The organism is Exiguobacterium sp. S3, assembly GCF_018617295.1.
In the GTDB taxonomy this organism is placed as follows: domain Bacteria; phylum Bacillota; class Bacilli; order Exiguobacteriales; family Exiguobacteriaceae; genus Exiguobacterium; species Exiguobacterium profundum.
Window position 1 is genome coordinate 1 of the sequence record NZ_JACSJW010000006.1, and the last position, 17780, is coordinate 17780.

The following is a 17780-nucleotide window of genomic DNA, read 5'->3' on the forward strand; positions in this document are numbered from 1 at the left end:
TTGATATAGCTCTTAAATTGACGAAGCTTGCGCTTCATTCAAAAATTGTAAAACTTTTTTGCCTCATCGTTCAGTTTTCAAAGTTCGTCTGCCGCTCTTGGCGACTAAATGATAATAACATTTAATTCACTTTGATGTCAACAACTTTTTCGTTTGTTCAACGTTTGTCGCTGGCAACAGAGATAACTATATCACCTGCTTTTTGATCTTGCAAGCATTATTCTAAAAAAACTTTTAAATCTTTTTCTACATCATCCAAAGTTCGAATCCCAACTCCTTAATGGAAGAAGGAAGAATAAATCACTTTAAAGAATACACTTATATCTAAAAACGACTATAAACCTATAAGGAGTCAACCAATGATGCAATCCGATTTACAGCGGCCTAAGAAACGTTCACCGTTCAGAATCTGGTCTGGTACACAAATTTATACGCTTAAGCGACGAATAGAATGGATGACGGACAAACGAAAGTATGTTTCAAAACGAAACACTGACCCGATGTCATATCTAATCCATACACACCGAACTCCTTTGTATCGCCAACTCCGAGATGTCGACATGGAAGTCCAGCATAACAAGGTAACCAACCTAAAAATTGCAATTACCAAACTGAACGGCTCTATCCTGAATCCAAACGATGTCTTCTCCTATTGGAAGATGATCGGCAAGCCAACGAAACGTAAAGGATACGTCGACGGAATGATTCTCCATTACGGAAAAGTCACTTCAGGAATCGGTGGCGGACTTTGCCAACTGTCCAATCTAATCTATTGGATCACCTTACATAGCCCATTGACCGTGACCGAACGTTATCGTCACAGCTACGATGTGTTCCCAGATTACCGACGGGACCAACCTTTCGGAAGTGGCGCGACATGTTCTTATAATTATCTCGACTTACAAATCACAAACCAGACGGCACAAACGTATCAACTCCTTCTATATATAGAGGGAGATCATCTCGTCGGGGAATGGCGCTCGAACATCCCGAATAAAGAACAGTATCGTATATATGAAGAAAACCATCATTTCACCCGGGAATGGTGGGGTGGAACGATACGACATAACCAGATATTTAGAGAAGTCACTTCAATGAATGGCACACATCTTCGAAATGAGTTCATCACAGAAAATCACGCGATCACGATGTACGATCCATTCCTTCCTGAAAATACTGCATACAAAAAAGCCGACTCGTAATAACAGAGCCGGCTTTTCAAATGAACTTATGCGTGTGGCAAGAACATAAAGTATGCCAAGAAGATGACCAACATCCCATACATGATCGGATGAATCTCTTTCGTCTTCCCTTTTGCAATCATCATGAGTGGGTAAAGGATAAACCCAAGCCCAATTCCCGTTGCGATTGATGATGTAAGTGGCATCATGATAATCGTCAAGAATGCAGGAACTGCAATCTCGATCTTTTTCCAATCGATATCAAGAAGAGCCGAAGCCATGAGCACACCAACAATAATCAGCGCAGGAGCTGTGACCGGCGCCGTAACAACTGCCAAGAGAGGCGAGAAGAACAATGCCAAACCGAAGAACAATCCTGCGAAAACAGCAGTCAATCCTGTTCGTCCACCAGCAGCGACACCTGCTGACGATTCAACGTATGAAGTCGCTGTAGATGTTCCGAAGATTGCACCTGCCACCGTCGCTGTCGAGTCAGCTAACAACGCCTTACTCGCACGTGGTACTTTATTCTCTTTCATGATCCCAGCTTGACGCGCTACCGCGACGAGCGTCCCAGCTGTATCAAAGAAGTCGATGAAGAAGAACGTCAAGATGACAACGAGCATTTGAAGCGTGAACACATCACCGAAGTTGATGAAGGCTTGACCGAATGTAGATGACATACTCGGCGGCATCGACACAACGTCTGAGATCGCTGTCGGTGTCGGCACAAGACCGAAAATCATCCCGACAATCGCCGTCAACAACATCCCGATGAAAATACCACCTTTGATGTCGCGCGCCATAAGCAAGGCGCTGACCACAAGACCGAACACCGCGAGAAGCGTCGTGCCCGTACCAAGTGAACCAAGACTAACAAGTGTTGCTTCATTCGCGACAACGATGCCTGCGTTTTTCAAACCGATGAAAGCGATGAAGAAACCAATCCCTGCAGCAACCGCCATTTTGAGAGGAGCCGGAATCGCATTAACAATCGTTTCGCGAATTCCTGATAACGTCAATACGATAAAGAAGAGACCTGATACAAGTACACCTGACAAAGCCGTTTGCCAAGAAATACCCATCCCGATGACGACGCTATATGCGAAGAACGCGTTAAGGCCCATGCCTGGCGCAATCGCAATTGGGTAGTTCGCGAGAAGTCCCATCGTCAATGAACCGACTACCGCGACAAGACCTGTCGCCACGAAGACCGCTCCAGTATCCATACCCGTTGCCCCAAGAATGTTCGGGTTAACGAAAAGAATGTACGCCATCGCGAGGAAAGTTGTAAATCCTGCGATCAGTTCCGTGCGGACACTCGTACCGAGTGCTGTGAGTTGGAAGTAACGATCGATCCGACTCGTCGTTGATGGTTGTTGCTGTTCTTGCTTGAGCTGTGTGCTCATTTGTTTTCCTCCTTGTGCTCGCCGTAAAACGAGAAAAGGCCCCCGGCAAATGACCGAGGACCCCACGCGAAACATACGAGGGCATACACCCTCATCTATGTCTCGCCGTAGTGAAATCATTTAAGGTGATTTCGTAGAGACTCTCGGGCCATATCCCCGATATTATACGGCAAAATATTTTATAATTGTTCGGTTATAATAAGAACGTTCTTATCGTATCAGCGTAAAAATAGAATGTCAACTAAATTCACGGATCTTACATCGATAAAAAACGTTAATGTTCGGTTTTAAGACAAAACAGAGGGGAATCCCCCTCTGTTCCGCTTATTCCCATTCGATTGTTGCAGGTGGCTTAGACGTGATGTCATACAGCACACGGTTAACGTGGCTGACTTCGTTTACAATCCGGACAGAGATCTTCTCAAGCACATCCCATGGAATACGTGCCCAATCAGACGTCATGCCATCAATTGAAGTGACCGCACGGACACCGACAGCATAGTCGTACGTACGCTCGTCACCCATGACTCCGACCGAGCGAATCGGCGTGAGCACGGTGAAGTATTGCCAGATGTCGCGTTCAAGTCCAGCTTTCTTCACTTCTTCACGTAGAATCGCATCAGATTCACGCACGATTTCTAACTTCTCTTCCGTGATTTCACCGAGGACACGAATTCCGAGACCTGGACCTGGGAACGGTTGGCGCCAAACGATATAGTCAGGAAGACCGAGTTCTGTACCGAGTGCACGGACCTCGTCTTTAAAGAGCGTGTTGAGTGGTTCGATCAACGTGAAGTTCATATCTTCCGGCAATCCACCGACGTTATGGTGTGATTTGATTGTTTGCGCTGTGTCTGTCCCACTCTCGATGATGTCTGTGTAGAGCGTCCCCTGTGCGAGGAAGTCCATATCGACGAGTTTCGATGCTTCTTCATCAAATACGTAGATGAACTCGTTTCCGATAATCTTACGTTTTTGCTCAGGGTCCGAGACACCAGCCAACTTCGTCAAGAAACGTTCTTGTGCATCGATTTTGATGACTTTCATGTTGAATCCGTCTGCGAACGTCTTCATGACGCTATCCGCTTCCCCTTTACGAAGGAGACCATGGTCGACAAACATACACGTCAACTGGTCACCGATTGCGCGATGAACGAGTGCGGCCACGACAGAAGAGTCGACACCGCCCGAAAGCGCACAAAGAACTTGCTTATCGCCAACGATTTCACGGATTTTCTCCACTTCGAGGTCGATAAAGTTTTCCATCGACCATTCGCCTTTCGCACCACATACTTCATAGATGAAGTTTTTTAAGATGTCGTTTCCGTACTCCGAGTGACGAACCTCTGGATGGTATTGGACACCGTACATTTTCAACTCATCGTTTTTGATTGAAGCGACCGGGCAAGACGGGTTCGTTCCATCGACGATAAATCCTTCCGGTGCTTCCATGACGAGGTCACCGTGGCTCATCCATACTGTATGTTCGACTGGAAGACCGTTATAAATCGCTGATGCTTCCGGCGTTGAGAACAATGTCGCTTTCCCGTATTCACGATGTGCGGCACGTTCGACACGACCACCGAAATGATGCGTCATGAGTTGCATGCCGTAACAAATTCCGAAAATCGGAATGCCAAGTGCAAAGATCTCTGGGTCACAACGATATGCGCCTTCCGCGTATACGCTGTTCGGTCCACCTGAGAAGATGATGCCGACTGGGTTCAATTCGCGAATCTCGTCTGCCGTCATCTTATGCGAATGCAACTCACTGTATACGCCAAGGTCACGGACACGACGTGTGATCAACTGATTATACTGACCACCAAAATCAAGCACCAAAATCATTTCTTGTTCTACTTTCACGAAATCTCCACCTTTCTGCCTTCTCCTCAAAAAAAGGACGCGCCTCTCCCTCAGATTATCCAAACCGAAGAAGAAGCACGCCCTTTTCTTTGTATACGAAACGTGCTCCTTCATAGTCGGTCCATTTACGGTGGTCCGGTAGAGACTCTCGCGCCAATTCACGAGTATATACGAAGGAATGCCATGTTCAATTATCTAACTAATGCGTCTATCTTACTTGATGCATCTCGTCACTTCAACTCATAATTCGACGAATCATGATTTTCCAATATTCTTTATATTTTGAATTTGGCTCTTGTTCTGCGTAAACAACTTGCTCAAACAAAGCCGTCAGACGGGTCATATCATTCGTTTCATAGTAGGCATCGACCTCTTTGGCGAGTTCCGAAGGCGTACGTCCATCAATTTTAAATCCGTTCGCACGCAGTCGTTTCATCAAATAGCGGTGCATCGATACGAGACGCCCATCCGTGAGCGGACGACTCATCCACCAGACATACATGATTTGACGCGCGATGATTTTACGATTCCAAACGAGGATCACCACGAGGAAGAGAATGACAATCCATCCCCACACGGGCATGTTGCGCGCCTCCTCTTGAACATCACCTGTCGTCACATCATCGATCAACAAATCTTCTTGCGGACGGTTTTGCGTATCGTTGTCCTGATTTGCTTGGGGATCGTTCGCAGCCGGTGTCGTGTCTTCCGTATCCGTTTCTCGTTCCATCTGCAATAAGTTGGCGTCCGAGAAACTGATCGTCGCTTCTAACGGGACCCAGCCCGCGCCTTCAATGAAATACTCGACCCACGAGTGGGCGTGACGATTTCGAATCGTATGTTCTTCTTCGCCTTGAACGACCCCTCGTGTGTCACCCATCGTAAATCCTTTTACCCAACGCGTCGGTATGCCGTTCGCGCGCAGCAATACGGCAGCTGACGTCGAGAAGTTATCGCAATACCCGATTTGTGTGTCGAACAGGAACTGGTCAACATAATCCGTGTCCCCTTCCGGTTGTGCCACATTTTCGGTGTCGTATTGAAATTCTCCATTTCGGAAATAAGCTTCTACCGCTTCCGCCTTCTCGTTCGGTGTCTCACTCTCCGCCGTGATGTCAGCGGCTAAATCTCGTACACGCTCTGGCAACGATTCCGGTAGCTGTAAATAGACCTGTTGCTCTTCTTCCGTGAGCGATGTGATCTCTTCATTTAATGCCAGTTGTTCTTCAGAGAAAGCCGGGACACTATAACGAAGTTGGATCGTCCGCGGAGTCGATTGTTCCTCATTTTCAAATACAATCTTTCCGGACGGTTGCATCGTAATCGTCTCGTTCGGGAAAGCCCGTTCGATATCACCGACTCGAAATTCGGTACCGGACTCTGTTTCGATAGCTTGCGGATATTCTCCACCATAAGGAACAAACGGTTGTCGGCGCTCAAAACGTAACAGTGCCTGTTCCGGTGTCGTATCCACTTCCGAGTCCACTAACTGACCACGATTGTAGTTAGAGTCCAGGACTGGTGATTCGACCCAACCTTTCCCCGTATAAATCGCCTTGGATTCGATACGCCAATAGCGTGCCGGCACGCCGCGAGCGATGAAGACGATGCCGTCATCCTGTTCGAACGGACCACCTAGCGATTCGTCGTTCACTCCATACCCAACTCGACCCGGGCCACTCCCATCACCTTCCGTCGTCGCATTCCGAAAACTCGTAGTGATACGGTCAGACCAATCGCCTTCAAGCGTGGGTGAAGCACTTGCGAGAGCCACGACGACACTGAGGAGTAGTCCGATACTGACGAATCGGACGAGCGATTGACTCGGTCGTTTTGCCAAATCGGTGACAAATAGTAAGAGGAGCGATGTGACGATGGCATACAGGATATTACCTTCCCCGTCATACAACGTCCACGTATCAAAATAGGCCATGATGCCGAGAGTCGACACAATCATCCCAAGGGCAAAACTATAACTTGGATACGTTCGTCCGACGAGCACAGCAAACAGTAAGCCGATCAGCGCCATGGCAGAGAAGAAAATCGCTTCATTCGGCAGTTCACCGCTCATGACACCCATCAAATCTTCCATCCATAGACCAAACCAGTCCAAAATACTGCCGTGATAGGCATACAAGACGATGAGGAAATTAAGAAGCGAGATCCCAAGAAAAGCTGCCCAAGGCAGAATACTGGCAAACATCGGCACGATGAGCAGGAAGTAAAACGGCCACGTCACATCGAACGTCGTACTTCCAACAATCGGCTCAATCCAGAACGACAACAAATAGGCGGCAAGCGCCGTATAGACGATTCGGGTTACCCATGTCTTCATACCGTCACCTCATTAACTGCCGTGTAGAGATGATAGCTACCCTGTGTCTCATGCATCAACTCTCGAATGGACGTCGTTTCAAACGGACTGATCAAAATCAAATCTCCAGTTTGTTGAGGCAGTTTCTGCTTCACTCGTTCGACGAGACGCCCCTCAGCTTCTGGCGTTGCGGTCAACAAGTAATGACCGACTTCTGCACTCTGGTCAGGAAGATGGAACAGTCGCACCTGCTCTTCAATGACGTAGAGCTCAAACGGCAGATTTTTTCGTTCTAACTGACGAATCGCTCCAACAAGTAAGGATAGGGAACGTTCAAATGCCTCTTCATACCCGGCAGAGACGGCTGGTACGAACACGAGTGAAAGCTTCTTCTCTTGTTCCTGGTCAAACGTCTTGGTCATCAAGTTCCCTCGGCGTGCGGATGCCTTCCAATCAATCCGTCCGATTCGGTCTCCTGCCGCATACTCCCGAACCCCGCTGGTCGTATTGGCCACTTCGGTGTATGTCCGCATTTGACGATATTGCTCCCCACGACCCCCGACATGTTCGTCTCGAGGTAAATCAAACGGCAATTCAGCGGGTGACACCTCGACGACCGTCTCGAGTCGTAACGTCCGCTTCCGGTCGAACAGACCAAATACGTCACGTACATGTAGAACGGTGCGGTCAAAGACATGAATCCCACGCTTGATCGCCTCGACCTCATAATGGACGACTTCTGCTTGTCGGAAAAAACGGTCTACAGGCACGACAATCGTCTTGTCTTCATCCGTCAAACGTTGTGGCAATCGCTCCTCTAACGTGACCATCCCAATCAAGAAAGGGTACTTCCGTTCAATTCGTAACTCGACGTCCATTGTTTGTCCAGAAACAAGTCGCTTCGTTGTCACACGGCGCACCACATTTGCCGCCGTGACCGGATAAATCATAAAGAGTGTCCAGTAGACGGTCAACACAGCGAACGACCACCATAAGGTCGAAGCAACGATACTGCCTTCGATGCGGGCAAATGCATACAATCCGAATGCCGCCGCCCATACAACGAACAGCTTCATCCAGTTTTTCATACTTCATTGACCTCACGATCCATCGGGACAGGCAACGTATCCAGCCAATCTTGAATCAACTGATTCGGTGATTTTCCTTTATACCGTGCTTCTGCTGTCAAGAGTACGCGATGTCCGAGCACACTCGTCGCCATCGCCTTCACGTCATCCGGCAAGACGAAATCGCGATTATGGATATACGCCCACGACTGTGCCGCTTTCATCAACGCCAGTGTGGCTCGCGGACTTCCTCCTAAATACGTATGCGGATCTTTTCGAGACTCATGCACCAATCGCACAATGTACTGTTTGACCGCACTCGACACATGCACGTCTCTCACTTCACGTTGCATGAGTTCAACTTCTTGCTTCGTAATCACGCTCTGAAGCGCCTCGAGCGGCTCTTCTTTTTCAAACCGCGACAATAATGCAATTTCTTCATTGAATGTCGGATAGCCCATCTCGATTTTAAGTAAGAAGCGATCCAACTGTGCTTCCGGCAACGGATACGTCCCTTCATGCTCAATCGGGTTTTGTGTCGCCATGACGAAGAAAGGTGACGGTAACACTTTCAATTCCCCGTCCACTGTCACACTTCGCTCAGCCATTGCCTCGAGAAGAGCCGATTGCGTTTTCGGTGAGGTCCGGTTGATTTCATCCGCTAAAATGATGTTACCCATGAGCGGACCTGGTCGATATTCAAATTCTCTCGTTTTTTGGTTATACATCGAAATTCCGGTCAAGTCGGATGGTAGCATGTCCGGCGTGAATTGGATGCGCTTAAAATCTAAGTCAATCGCTCGACTGAACGTACGAACGAGCATCGTCTTCCCGACTCCTGGTACGTCTTCAAGTAATACATGTCCACCCGCCAGCAAGGCAGTGAGACTTTTTGCGATGACTTCTTCTTTTCCGACAATCACGGTTTCGATAGCGGTAATAATCGATTGGACAGTTGGACGGTACATGACGGACTCCCCTTTTTCTCTGATCTAGGATGACTGAAAGTTAGAATGTTCTGACTTTATTGTGACACAAGCGAGTATCGGAAAGAAAGAAATACCGCACCCAAATGCGCTTCCTATTTCTTTACCCAAAAAACGTGCCCGTTCTTTAGAAAAAACGGGCACGTTTATCGATTATTCTGGGCGCTTCACATCAAATAGTTCCCCAAGGGTCGCATAACTATTGCCGGCCATCCGACTGACAGGCGCTAGCCGTTTGGCATCGATGCGTCCTTGACTGTATAACTCTCGATCAATATGAAAACGGACAATTCGTGCAATCAATAGATCGGCAGTCGTTTTTCCGTCATGTTCGATCGGCAAGTGATGATGGAGCACACATTCAAAACGGATTTTTGCTTCTTTGACCCCTGGCGTCGAAATCATATCACTCGGTTGAAGCGTAAAATCCGTACGCGACAGCTCACTCTCATCTGCCGCGAGGTTGGCGGCCGTCTCGTTCACGTTAATGACATTCGTCTCATCTACGACATGAATCACCAGTTCATTCGTACGGAGTGCGTTACGCGCTGTATCTTTCATTACGCCGTCTTTTCGTTGAACCGAGACGGAGACGAGAGGAGGATTGGATGCGACTACATTGAAGTAGCTAAACGGGGCGGCGTTAATCACGTCCCCATTTTGTGTTGTGACAAACGCAATCGGTCTTGGAACAATACTGCCAATCAAAAATTTATATGTGTCTCGTTCAGTCAAAGCAGAAGGTTCAATTGATAACATAGACTACACTCCTCGTTGTTTTATCTTAATATCAAGGTAATCACTTCGTTAAATAATGTCAACGCAAAGCAGGTTGCCACGTGTACATTTCATGTATTTTGGGTAAATCGCATTATGTGAATCTATTTTAATGCACGTTGAATAAGCAAATTTCTTCATTTTCCCTTCCCGGTCTCATAGAATTCAGGGCAAGGAAAAGATGACCTATCGTTTTTTATGTTCAAGGAAGGAAGTAGAACGAATGATCAGCAAGTGGATTGAACAATTGAACAGTCGTCAAATACTCAGTATTTTATATAGTGTCTGTGGATTCAGTCTGGTTTTAACCTTGATTGGAGCCTGGTTCGTGCGTGATGGGAATGTCTCTACTCTCGAACTCAATACTCTCCGATGGATTTGGATGATTGGGCTCGTCATGTTCATCAGTGCCATTTTATTGATCGGACGCCCGCTTATCAAACGGATGGCTGACCAGAATAGCAGACTGAAAGCGAAGAAAGAAAAGCTCGAAACCGTGTTGAACGAATCCAAATTAAACGAAATCAATCTTCAATATCGCAATGAGTTGATTGAAGTATTGGCCTCGAAAGAATCACTATTCGATTACTCTTCTGTTATTGAAAAGATTGTGTTGCTTACAAAATCTGAGTTCGGTGCCCTTTTACTCACAAAAGACGGAGAAATCACGTCTGTTGTCCCGAAAGAGATGACCGAAGATCAACAAGAAAGTCTAAAGAAAGATTCCCTTTTGCTTAAACGAGTCATGATTTCAAAGTTACCGGCCGCCACTTCTAAGCGGGTCGTCGATGCGTTACACACGTATCCATATTATATCTATGAGACGGTCATCCCGATTATGGACCCATCAGATAATAGTCTCATTGGATGTCTCTATTTGGCTCGTTACGATGAACAATACGATGCCAGTGAAAAATCGGAATTGAATGCGTTCGCCGGTCAACTTGCCATTTCACTTCTCCGCATGCAGCTTTATCGCCAGATGCAACAGGATCGGAAAGAGACGGCGCAACTAATCAATTCTGTACGTGAGGCCATTTTATATGTGAACTATGAAGATGACACTATCGTCGGCAATCGCGCCTTCATCCGTATGTTTGATGATTTACACTTTGACTATAAGGGATACGAAGAACTCTCTGCCATTGACATCGATATCGAACAGCTGGCGGAACGGGTCGATCAACATGAACAGTTTGTCCGATACTTCGAACGCGTCTTCACGCAAGATCCGCCGGAGGATGGGCTCACGATTTCAATCGACCAAGGCGATTGCTTCATTCAACTTTATGCCGAAAGTGTCTATCGAGACCGCAAACTCCGTGGAACGATGCTCGTCTTACGTGACGTCACGGCCGAAACAGAAATCGATCGGATGAAATCCGAACTCGTCTCGACCGTCTCACATGAATTACGGACACCATTGTCCTCGATTTACGGATTTACTGAACTGATGCTGTCACGAGATTTGAAGGAAAGTCGTCGTGAACTGTATTTGAAGACAATCCACGATGAAGCGAAACGACTCTCGTATCTCGTCAACGATTTCTTGGATCTTCAAAAAATGGAGTCTGGAAAGCAAACGTTCGAGTGGGAACCGGTCGATTTATACAAGCTCGTCACAGACAGTGTCGCGTTTTATCAGGAGACGACGGACCGGCATGAACTATTCATCGATGCCGATACCGAACAAGACTTTATTATCGATGCAGACTTAGAAGGGATGCGTCAATTACTCGGTAACCTATTAAGTAACGCCATCAAATATTCGCCAGATGGCGGGAATATCCTTGTATCGCTCGAACGCGTAGATGAAGAGGTCGTGATGAAAGTGAGAGACCATGGTATGGGAATACCGAGTGCCTCGCTCCCTCACCTCTTCGGGAAATTTTACCGCGTCGATAATTCGGACCGTCGAAAAATCGGAGGTACCGGTCTCGGTCTCGCAATTTGTAAAGAAATTGCCAAAGCCCATGATGGTCAACTCCATGTCGAATCGGTATATGGGGAAGGAAGTACATTTATCTGTGAACTCCCAACCTCAAAAGAACACATTATGCAATAACACGGTCCAAACGACCGTGTTATTTTTGACTCTTTTTTTCCTAATTTGGAAGGAATCCTTTTACAGAATATAGAAAGGAAAGAAACCGATTCATTTTCGTAGATGTAGGTTATCCTATCCATTTATTTTTGCACGTTTTAAGTCGAAAACAAGATATACTGAATATAAAGAGATTGCTAGGATCGGAGGACTTGCCATTGGATCATCGTGACCCACCTTTTTCAGAAATTGGAGATTTTAATCAATGGGGACGTTTCGAGATTGACGTGCCTCACATGGGGGAGCAAGCGAAGTTTCAAACTGCCGCTGCTTTGATTCGGAAGCATGTGCCATTGCGGCTTGGTGGTTTTTACATTGTTGCGAGCGAAGAGGAAATTTTGCATAGTGGCTCTCATGATGCGAATCTTCAAAAACATTTGATTCATCTATTACAGCAGGTCCTTAACGGTCATATAGAAGACGAACGCCTCGTTCAAGAACAAGTGTGGACTGTGCATTATTTTACAACGCCATAAATGACTCTGAGAATAATTTATCTCATTAAGAATGACGCTCGAAGAGAGCGTCATTCTGCTTGTGACATAATTGAAATTACTTTTTCGTAATAGTCTGTTGCTTGCTTGTATTTTCCATTCTCTCTTAGCTCTTTCGCTAGCCAAAGGGCATATTTTTTTGCATATACGTACTCGTCGTGATCTTCAAAATAAGTTACGGCACTTTTTAGACTCTCCATGAGCTTTTGCGGATTCTTATCTTTAAAATGGTTCCAATAAACATTAAAGTGCTGATTAAATTCCTCAACCGCTTCATGTTGTTTCATCAATTCGTGCCCTGTTTCTAACCAATCTAAGACACCTTGTTCATTTTCCTGTGTTGCATTTACCTCTACTAATGATAAAACGCTGAATAGCTTACTTCTGATGTCCACTTTGTATTCAAAACTCTCCATGAAGTACGTAAGCGCCTTATCTTGTTCTCCTAACAACGAATAGATCTCTCCTATATTGTTATAAAGCATCCCATAATAGTTTCTTAAATCAGTTGCATTAGCGACTTTTAAGGCTTTTTGATTATAGGAGAGCGCATCTGCGTAGCGTTTTCGTCTTTTATAAGTCAATCCAATCACCATATGACACTCTATCATTCGCTCCAAGCAAAAATTCTCTTGAAAATATTTCAATGAAGCTTGAAGATTTTCAAGAGCCTGTGTGTTGTCGGTAAAACGGAAATATAACGCACCTGTAATGTAACGAATATCTGCAGCTTCCCAATCAGGTATTCCTGAATGAGGTAATTTATTTGTTATTTCTTCAATTAATTTATATGAAAGTTCTTTTTCGTTTTCTTGAAAATATTGAAGTGCCTTCACTGTGTAATATCGAATACGATCATCAGGCGAAAGTTGGTCTTCAATCCATCCTACTTCAGTTACATACTTTGAATCACCACCTGGCATGACCCCAAAGCGGGCCAATGTAACCATAAGAGTTGTATACACCGATTTTGACTGTTTTACCGCAGGGTGATTCAAATACTTTTTAATTTCCCCTTGTTTGTCAAGGTCTTTCCGAGTAAGAATTGCTTCTTTCAAAATTTCCCTGATTTCTATGATAACTTTCTCTGATTGGTAGCTAAAATCATGATATAAAGGTACTTCAATTTCAAGCCGTTCAAAAAGAAGTTCTAGGACTTCCTCGCTAGCAGATGTTTGATTATTTTCAATTTTACTTAGGTAAGAAATGGAACATATTCCTCTTGCTAATACAGATTGTTTCATATTTTTTCGCAAGCGTTCTACTCTAATTAAATTTCCATAGTTATACTCCATTATTAGTAGTAGCCCCTTTGCCCTATTTTCGAACTTCACTTATCAATCATTAATGTGAAGTGCTTTCAGGAAATTCAGACTTTAATATTCAACTTAATCGAGATTTTCAAACAAAATTTTCCCAACTCAAACTTATCCATCATCACAATTAATCATGATAAGATTTAACTAGTCAATCAATAGTGATTTGGACTTTAGTTCTACTTTTTCAATTAAGATGAATAGTTTGTAGGAGGTGGATGGTTAGCATGGGGAAACTCAGTTTTTTACTCGCTGAAGATTATATTAAACCGAAAATCTACTTTAAGTCGAAATCTTCTAAACCGTCTGCGGTTGTAGACCATTCATATTCGAAAGATGACTTAAATCATTTCGAAGGATTAGAAAATTTGACACAATTATTATCTTCTACTAAAGGCTTTATTGTAAACGCATTTCAAATCGATTACTATCAACGTCTTCCGAAATTAATTTCAAAAACGCTAAAAGCAAATCGTTCTTTTAAAAGACTTTACATTTTAGGTCCAGAACTATCGTTGTCAATTTTGAAAAGAAGTAGCAAAACTTCTTATGAAACACAACTTCATGATTATGAGTTCATCAACGTCGAACAGGATTCAGATTTGTTATCTAAACAATGTGAAACGCTTTTGAGCGAAGGACATATTTTGTATATTCTTCCCGAAGCGTCTGTATGTTGGCGACCTAATTCATTAGAGCAACTACACAAAGTTTGCACCCCACTTTGTAGTACTTTATTAAGTCAAACTGTGAACGTTCCGATTGTAGCGACTTTAATGATAAACGATTCTGATAAAGTGACTATTTTCGAACCAAGTTTACCTGAAACCTATTCAGGAAACTTGTTCGATTCTGTTAAAGAACAGTCTGAAGATATCTATCAGCTTTTAAAATCCTCGGATCCCATGTAAATCACCTTATCGAGATTGGCATTAATTTTTTCCCATATAAATCATTATACAACGGAGGAATTAAACATGAAAAAGTTAGCTGGATTTTTCTTTATTACAACTGCAGTGCTTTTACTCGGAAGTTCATTTAAACCTTTTGCAGAAGAAAGACCACGTATTGTAAAAATCGAAGAACCGATTACTATAAATGCCGAAGAAAGACCACGCATTGTACAAATCGACGTACCAGCAACCTTTAGTAATGAAAGTATGCCTCGCATCGTTTAATCTGATTTACTCCAGACGCCTTGTGCGTCTTTTTTTATTTTGAGAAAAAAGGTAAATGAATTATATATTCCCCTCCATTTTTTCCTTTTTACTTATATAATAAACAGGGACAACCTAGATGCACTCTCATACGCCGCCCTTGTCACTAGTTTAATGAATAAAGGAGTTTGAACATTGAATGAAACAAAATCATCATGGAGTTTAAAGCTGTTACTCAGCTCTTCACTTGCAATTTCCGGGGCAGCAATCGTCCCGTTCCAACTGGATTCATCTGGTATTCAATCGACTGTTGTTGAAGCCGCCTCGACCTATACCACTACCGCCAACTTAAATCTTCGCTTAAGTGCAGCCACTTGGAGCCCTGTCCTGTTGACCATTCCATCTGGCTCAAGCGTCACGTATATCAGTACATACGGTTCGTGGTACAAAGTCAGTTATGGAGGCAAAACAGGATATGTCTCTTCTCAATACGTTACGGTCTCGAACACTTCTGCTTACTATAAGACAACAGACCGATTAAATATGCGTCTTACTGCCGCTTCATGGAGTGATGTCGTCACCGTGATCCCTGCCGACGCGACCGTCAAGTATGTCAGTCGCTATGGGTCATGGTACAAAGTGACGTTCAATGGAAAGACGGGCTACGTCGCTTCTGCTTATTTAACAGCTACGAGTGCTCCCGTCCCACCTTCGGACTATTATAAGACGACTGCCAATTTAAACCTGCGTCTCAGCGCCGCTTCATGGAGTTCTGTCGTCACGACGATTCCGTCGGGTGCGACGGTCAAATATGTGAGTCGCTACGGGTCATGGTATAAGGTCACCTATAATGGAAAAACCGGTTACGTTTCTTCTGACTATTTAACGGCGACCACAGCTCCTGTAACCCCGTCTGCTTATTATGAAACGACCGTGAACTTGAACATGCGCCTTAGCGCGGCCTCTTGGAGCAATGTCTTAACCGTCATTCCGGCCGGGTCGGTCGTCAAGTATGTCAGTCGTTACGACTCGTGGTATAAAGTCACATACAATGGGAAAACCGGTTATGTAGCATCCGAGTACTTGAAGCCTACGACTGTCACGACACCAACCGATACAGACGGAACTGGTAAAACGGTCGTCATCGACGCAGGGCATGGCGGAAACGACCCTGGCGCTGTCTACGGATCGGTTTACGAGAAAGTAATTGCACTTGATATCGCGAAACGCCTTGCTGGCGTCTTATCGAGCACATATGACTACAACGTTAAATTGACTCGCTCAAACGATACGTACCTCTCCCTTGACCAACGTGTGTCACTCAACAAGTTTTATAAAGGGGATGTGTTCGTCAGTCTTCACGCGAACTCTTCTGTTTATAACACGGCACATGGACACGAGGTACTCATCCCGACGTCAGAAAGTTATACGACAAACCCTTACATTTCCGCCAGCCGTAGTCTCGGCTCAAGTATCAACAAAGAGATCGCTTCACGGATTTCTACGATTCAAAACCGTGGGGTCAAATATCAGAACGTTTACGTGGTTGGACGGAACGTCTCGCCTTCTACCCTTGTCGAATACGGATTCATCAGTAATTCAAGCGACCGCTCACATTTAACGAGTACGACATATCGTCAACGAATGGCTGAAGCAACGGCATCCGGCATTCATCAATTCATGCGATCTTATTACTAAAAACAAGGAACTTAGCACTCAGCTAAGTTCCTTGTTTGATATTGACCCGCCAAATCATATGTGATGACCCGGAACCCCAATAATGTTCGAGGATATGAGATGGCTCACCCAATCGTTTTTGCCAATAGGCTTGGGCGCTCGGGAATCCGGCATCTAAATAAAAGAGGTCTTTCCCTCGAACCGAAATTTCACGCATCATCTCTTCTAACAGGAATTGTCCGACACCTCGCTGCTGCATTCGTGGTGACACATAGACACTCCCTAGCTCAATCGCATCACGCTCAATTTGTATGTTGCCTGAGATGATATCATTCGGAGGTAATAACGCCCCTGCTCCGACAAGGATTCCGTCCTCTTCTACAACGTACAGATCAACGGTGTCATCATCGAAATGATCTTGAATCGTCGTGTTCAGACGCGCCACTTCTTCATCGAGCAAATCGGCATCTTCAAACCGCTCTCGTCGAATCAAGTCACTCAAACTCTCCATAAACAAGCGCTGCAAGGATTTCACGTCTGATTGTTCGAGTGCGCGAAAATTCAAGACGGCCACTCCCTTTTCTTTTTTGTTTTACTCTTTACCCTCACGAATTCGTTGCGTAACACTCGGGTACGAGGGAATCATTTCTTCGAGCGGCTCATAATTCAATTTACCGTACGTTTTCCAAATGATTAAAATCGCAGCGGTCCATAATGTGATTGTCAAATGAATAAACCCGATTGGATAACCACTTTCCGCTTCGAACCCGACCATCACGAACATTACGTTGAACATCGTATGCATGAGAAAGGCCGACCATAAATTGCGCGACGAACCGTTGTATACCCAAGTGATGATGATCGTATATGCCATCACGGCTAAGCCATACGCCCAAAATGACAAATTCGCCTGTCCTGTTCCAGCCATGAAGAAGAGAGGAATATGCCACATCGCCCAAAGGACCCCGAGTGACAGGCTAGCTAGAAGTGGAGAGAGTCTTGATTGTAAGGCGTCCAGCAAATAGCCGCGCCATCCATACTCTTCTTGCAACGTCCCTCCGAGAACTAGCATATAGAAGAAGTATGGGACGACCCACCACGGTTCGTGAACGAGTAGGGCACCGCTTCGATCCGTCCACCAATACGCTACGAGAAATAAGAACGGCACCAACAAAAAAGGAATCGCATACGCCTTCCAACTCATCTGGAACTGAATGCTTTTCCGAAGAAGATGTGTCACCCCTTCCCCGCCCCGAAGTCGATACATCGTGAGAAACCCTGCAATGCTTGGACCAAACGCCCCTAAAATAACGATGACCATGATTGGTAAATCGGTCCACCAGTACAAGCTCCCCCATATGAACCATGAATAGCCGAATGAGACCAATAAGAAAAAGTTGATGTATTTGTTTTTATACATAATCAGCACCCC

At 45.1% G+C, this 17780-nt stretch carries 15 protein-coding genes and 2 riboswitches; of the genes, 6 read left to right on the plus strand and 9 right to left on the minus strand.

What is annotated here, in order from left to right; all coding sequences use genetic code 11:
* The first annotated feature begins 359 nt into the window (after window positions 1–359).
* Entirely contained in the window at window positions 360–1202 is an 843-nt protein-coding gene (locus KNO65_RS13650; RefSeq protein WP_159563477.1) for a VanW family protein, read from the plus strand.
* Between the two features lie 26 nt (window positions 1203–1228).
* Here the strand turns inward: KNO65_RS13650 and KNO65_RS13655 are convergent, their stop codons facing one another.
* The 6 genes from KNO65_RS13655 to KNO65_RS13680 form a co-directional block, all read right to left on the minus strand.
* The gene (locus tag KNO65_RS13655; RefSeq protein ID WP_251131738.1) at window positions 1229–2590 is read right to left on the minus strand and encodes an NCS2 family permease; all 1362 of its coding nucleotides are present in this window, start codon (window positions 2588–2590) and stop codon (window positions 1229–1231) included.
* A gap of 88 nt (window positions 2591–2678) precedes the next feature.
* Window positions 2679–2780, minus strand: a riboswitch (purine riboswitch).
* A 134-nt stretch (window positions 2781–2914) separates the two neighbouring features.
* Window positions 2915–4438: a glutamine-hydrolyzing GMP synthase gene (guaA, locus tag KNO65_RS13660; RefSeq protein ID WP_251131743.1), complete on the minus strand. Its 1524-nt coding sequence runs from the start codon at window positions 4436–4438 to the stop codon at window positions 2915–2917.
* Between the two features lie 111 nt (window positions 4439–4549).
* A riboswitch (purine riboswitch) is annotated at window positions 4550–4650 on the minus strand.
* Between the two features lie 41 nt (window positions 4651–4691).
* Window positions 4692–6791, minus strand: coding sequence for a transglutaminase domain-containing protein (locus KNO65_RS13665; protein ID WP_214784849.1), 2100 nt, complete (start codon window positions 6789–6791; stop codon window positions 4692–4694).
* Window positions 6788–7858 (minus strand): DUF58 domain-containing protein, encoded by a 1071-nt coding sequence (locus tag KNO65_RS13670; RefSeq protein WP_159563475.1) that lies wholly within the window; start codon window positions 7856–7858, stop codon window positions 6788–6790. The genes KNO65_RS13665 and KNO65_RS13670 overlap by 4 nt, the downstream gene beginning before the upstream one ends.
* Complete coding sequence (locus tag KNO65_RS13675; protein ID WP_074034693.1) at window positions 7855–8805, minus strand: AAA family ATPase; 951 nt, start codon at window positions 8803–8805, stop codon at window positions 7855–7857. Before KNO65_RS13675 ends, KNO65_RS13670 begins: the two co-directional genes overlap by 4 nt.
* 171 nt (window positions 8806–8976) lie before the next feature.
* On the minus strand, window positions 8977–9582 hold the full coding sequence (locus KNO65_RS13680) for a flavin reductase family protein (RefSeq protein WP_214784851.1): 606 nt from the start codon (window positions 9580–9582) through the stop codon (window positions 8977–8979).
* Window positions 9583–9823: 241 nt separating this feature from the next.
* Here KNO65_RS13680 and KNO65_RS13685 point away from each other — a divergent pair, with 241 nt between their 5' ends.
* A complete protein-coding gene (locus KNO65_RS13685) occupies window positions 9824–11665 on the plus strand; it encodes an ATP-binding protein (RefSeq protein ID WP_214784853.1) in 1842 nt (613 codons plus the stop codon).
* A gap of 197 nt (window positions 11666–11862) precedes the next feature.
* Complete coding sequence (locus KNO65_RS13690) at window positions 11863–12180, plus strand: hypothetical protein (protein WP_074034697.1); 318 nt, start codon at window positions 11863–11865, stop codon at window positions 12178–12180.
* A gap of 50 nt (window positions 12181–12230) precedes the next feature.
* Here the strand turns inward: KNO65_RS13690 and KNO65_RS13695 are convergent, their stop codons facing one another.
* Entirely contained in the window at window positions 12231–13493 is a 1263-nt protein-coding gene (locus KNO65_RS13695) for a tetratricopeptide repeat protein (protein ID WP_196431511.1), read from the minus strand.
* Between the two features lie 248 nt (window positions 13494–13741).
* On the opposite strand from KNO65_RS13695, the gene KNO65_RS13700 reads away from it, so the two are divergent.
* The 3 genes from KNO65_RS13700 to KNO65_RS13710 all read left to right on the plus strand — a co-directional run bounded on the left by KNO65_RS13700 (window position 13742) and on the right by KNO65_RS13710 (window position 16369).
* Window positions 13742–14425 carry a hypothetical protein gene (locus tag KNO65_RS13700; protein ID WP_196431512.1) on the plus strand — a complete coding sequence of 228 codons (684 nt, stop codon included), beginning with the start codon at window positions 13742–13744 and terminating at the stop codon, window positions 14423–14425.
* A 66-nt stretch (window positions 14426–14491) separates the two neighbouring features.
* Window positions 14492–14692, plus strand: a complete 201-nt coding sequence (locus KNO65_RS13705) for a hypothetical protein (protein WP_196431513.1) — start codon at window positions 14492–14494, stop codon at window positions 14690–14692.
* Window positions 14693–14866: 174 nt separating this feature from the next.
* Window positions 14867–16369, plus strand: coding sequence for an N-acetylmuramoyl-L-alanine amidase family protein (locus KNO65_RS13710; protein WP_214784855.1), 1503 nt, complete (start codon window positions 14867–14869; stop codon window positions 16367–16369).
* Window positions 16370–16391: 22 nt separating this feature from the next.
* Here KNO65_RS13710 and KNO65_RS13715 read toward each other — a convergent pair whose 3' ends face one another.
* Both KNO65_RS13715 and KNO65_RS13720 read right to left on the minus strand, forming a co-directional pair.
* Window positions 16392–16913 (minus strand): GNAT family N-acetyltransferase, encoded by a 522-nt coding sequence (locus tag KNO65_RS13715; protein WP_214784857.1) that lies wholly within the window; start codon window positions 16911–16913, stop codon window positions 16392–16394.
* A gap of 27 nt (window positions 16914–16940) precedes the next feature.
* The gene (locus KNO65_RS13720; protein WP_251124980.1) at window positions 16941–17768 is read right to left on the minus strand and encodes a CPBP family intramembrane glutamic endopeptidase; all 828 of its coding nucleotides are present in this window, start codon (window positions 17766–17768) and stop codon (window positions 16941–16943) included.
* Between the last annotated feature and the right edge of the window lie 12 nt (window positions 17769–17780).

Excerpts from the sequence above, each read along its gene's own strand:
- KNO65_RS13650 (WP_159563477.1), top strand. The coding sequence starts at position 360 with ATGATGCAATCCGATTTACAGCGGCCTAAGAAACGTTCACCGTTCAGA.
- KNO65_RS13655 (WP_251131738.1), bottom strand. The coding sequence starts at position 2,590 with ATGAGCACACAGCTCAAGCAAGAACAGCAACAACCATCAACGACGAGT.
- guaA (WP_251131743.1), bottom strand. The coding sequence starts at position 4,438 with ATGATTTTGGTGCTTGATTTTGGTGGTCAGTATAATCAGTTGATCACA.
- KNO65_RS13665 (WP_214784849.1), bottom strand. The coding sequence starts at position 6,791 with ATGAAGACATGGGTAACCCGAATCGTCTATACGGCGCTTGCCGCCTAT.
- KNO65_RS13670 (WP_159563475.1), bottom strand. The coding sequence starts at position 7,858 with ATGAAAAACTGGATGAAGCTGTTCGTTGTATGGGCGGCGGCATTCGGA.
- KNO65_RS13675 (WP_074034693.1), bottom strand. The coding sequence starts at position 8,805 with ATGTACCGTCCAACTGTCCAATCGATTATTACCGCTATCGAAACCGTG.
- KNO65_RS13680 (WP_214784851.1), bottom strand. The coding sequence starts at position 9,582 with ATGTTATCAATTGAACCTTCTGCTTTGACTGAACGAGACACATATAAA.
- KNO65_RS13685 (WP_214784853.1), top strand. The coding sequence starts at position 9,824 with ATGATCAGCAAGTGGATTGAACAATTGAACAGTCGTCAAATACTCAGT.
- KNO65_RS13695 (WP_196431511.1), bottom strand. The coding sequence starts at position 13,493 with ATGGAGTATAACTATGGAAATTTAATTAGAGTAGAACGCTTGCGAAAA.
- KNO65_RS13700 (WP_196431512.1), top strand. The coding sequence starts at position 13,742 with ATGGGGAAACTCAGTTTTTTACTCGCTGAAGATTATATTAAACCGAAA.
- KNO65_RS13705 (WP_196431513.1), top strand. The coding sequence starts at position 14,492 with ATGAAAAAGTTAGCTGGATTTTTCTTTATTACAACTGCAGTGCTTTTA.
- KNO65_RS13720 (WP_251124980.1), bottom strand. The coding sequence starts at position 17,768 with ATGTATAAAAACAAATACATCAACTTTTTCTTATTGGTCTCATTCGGC.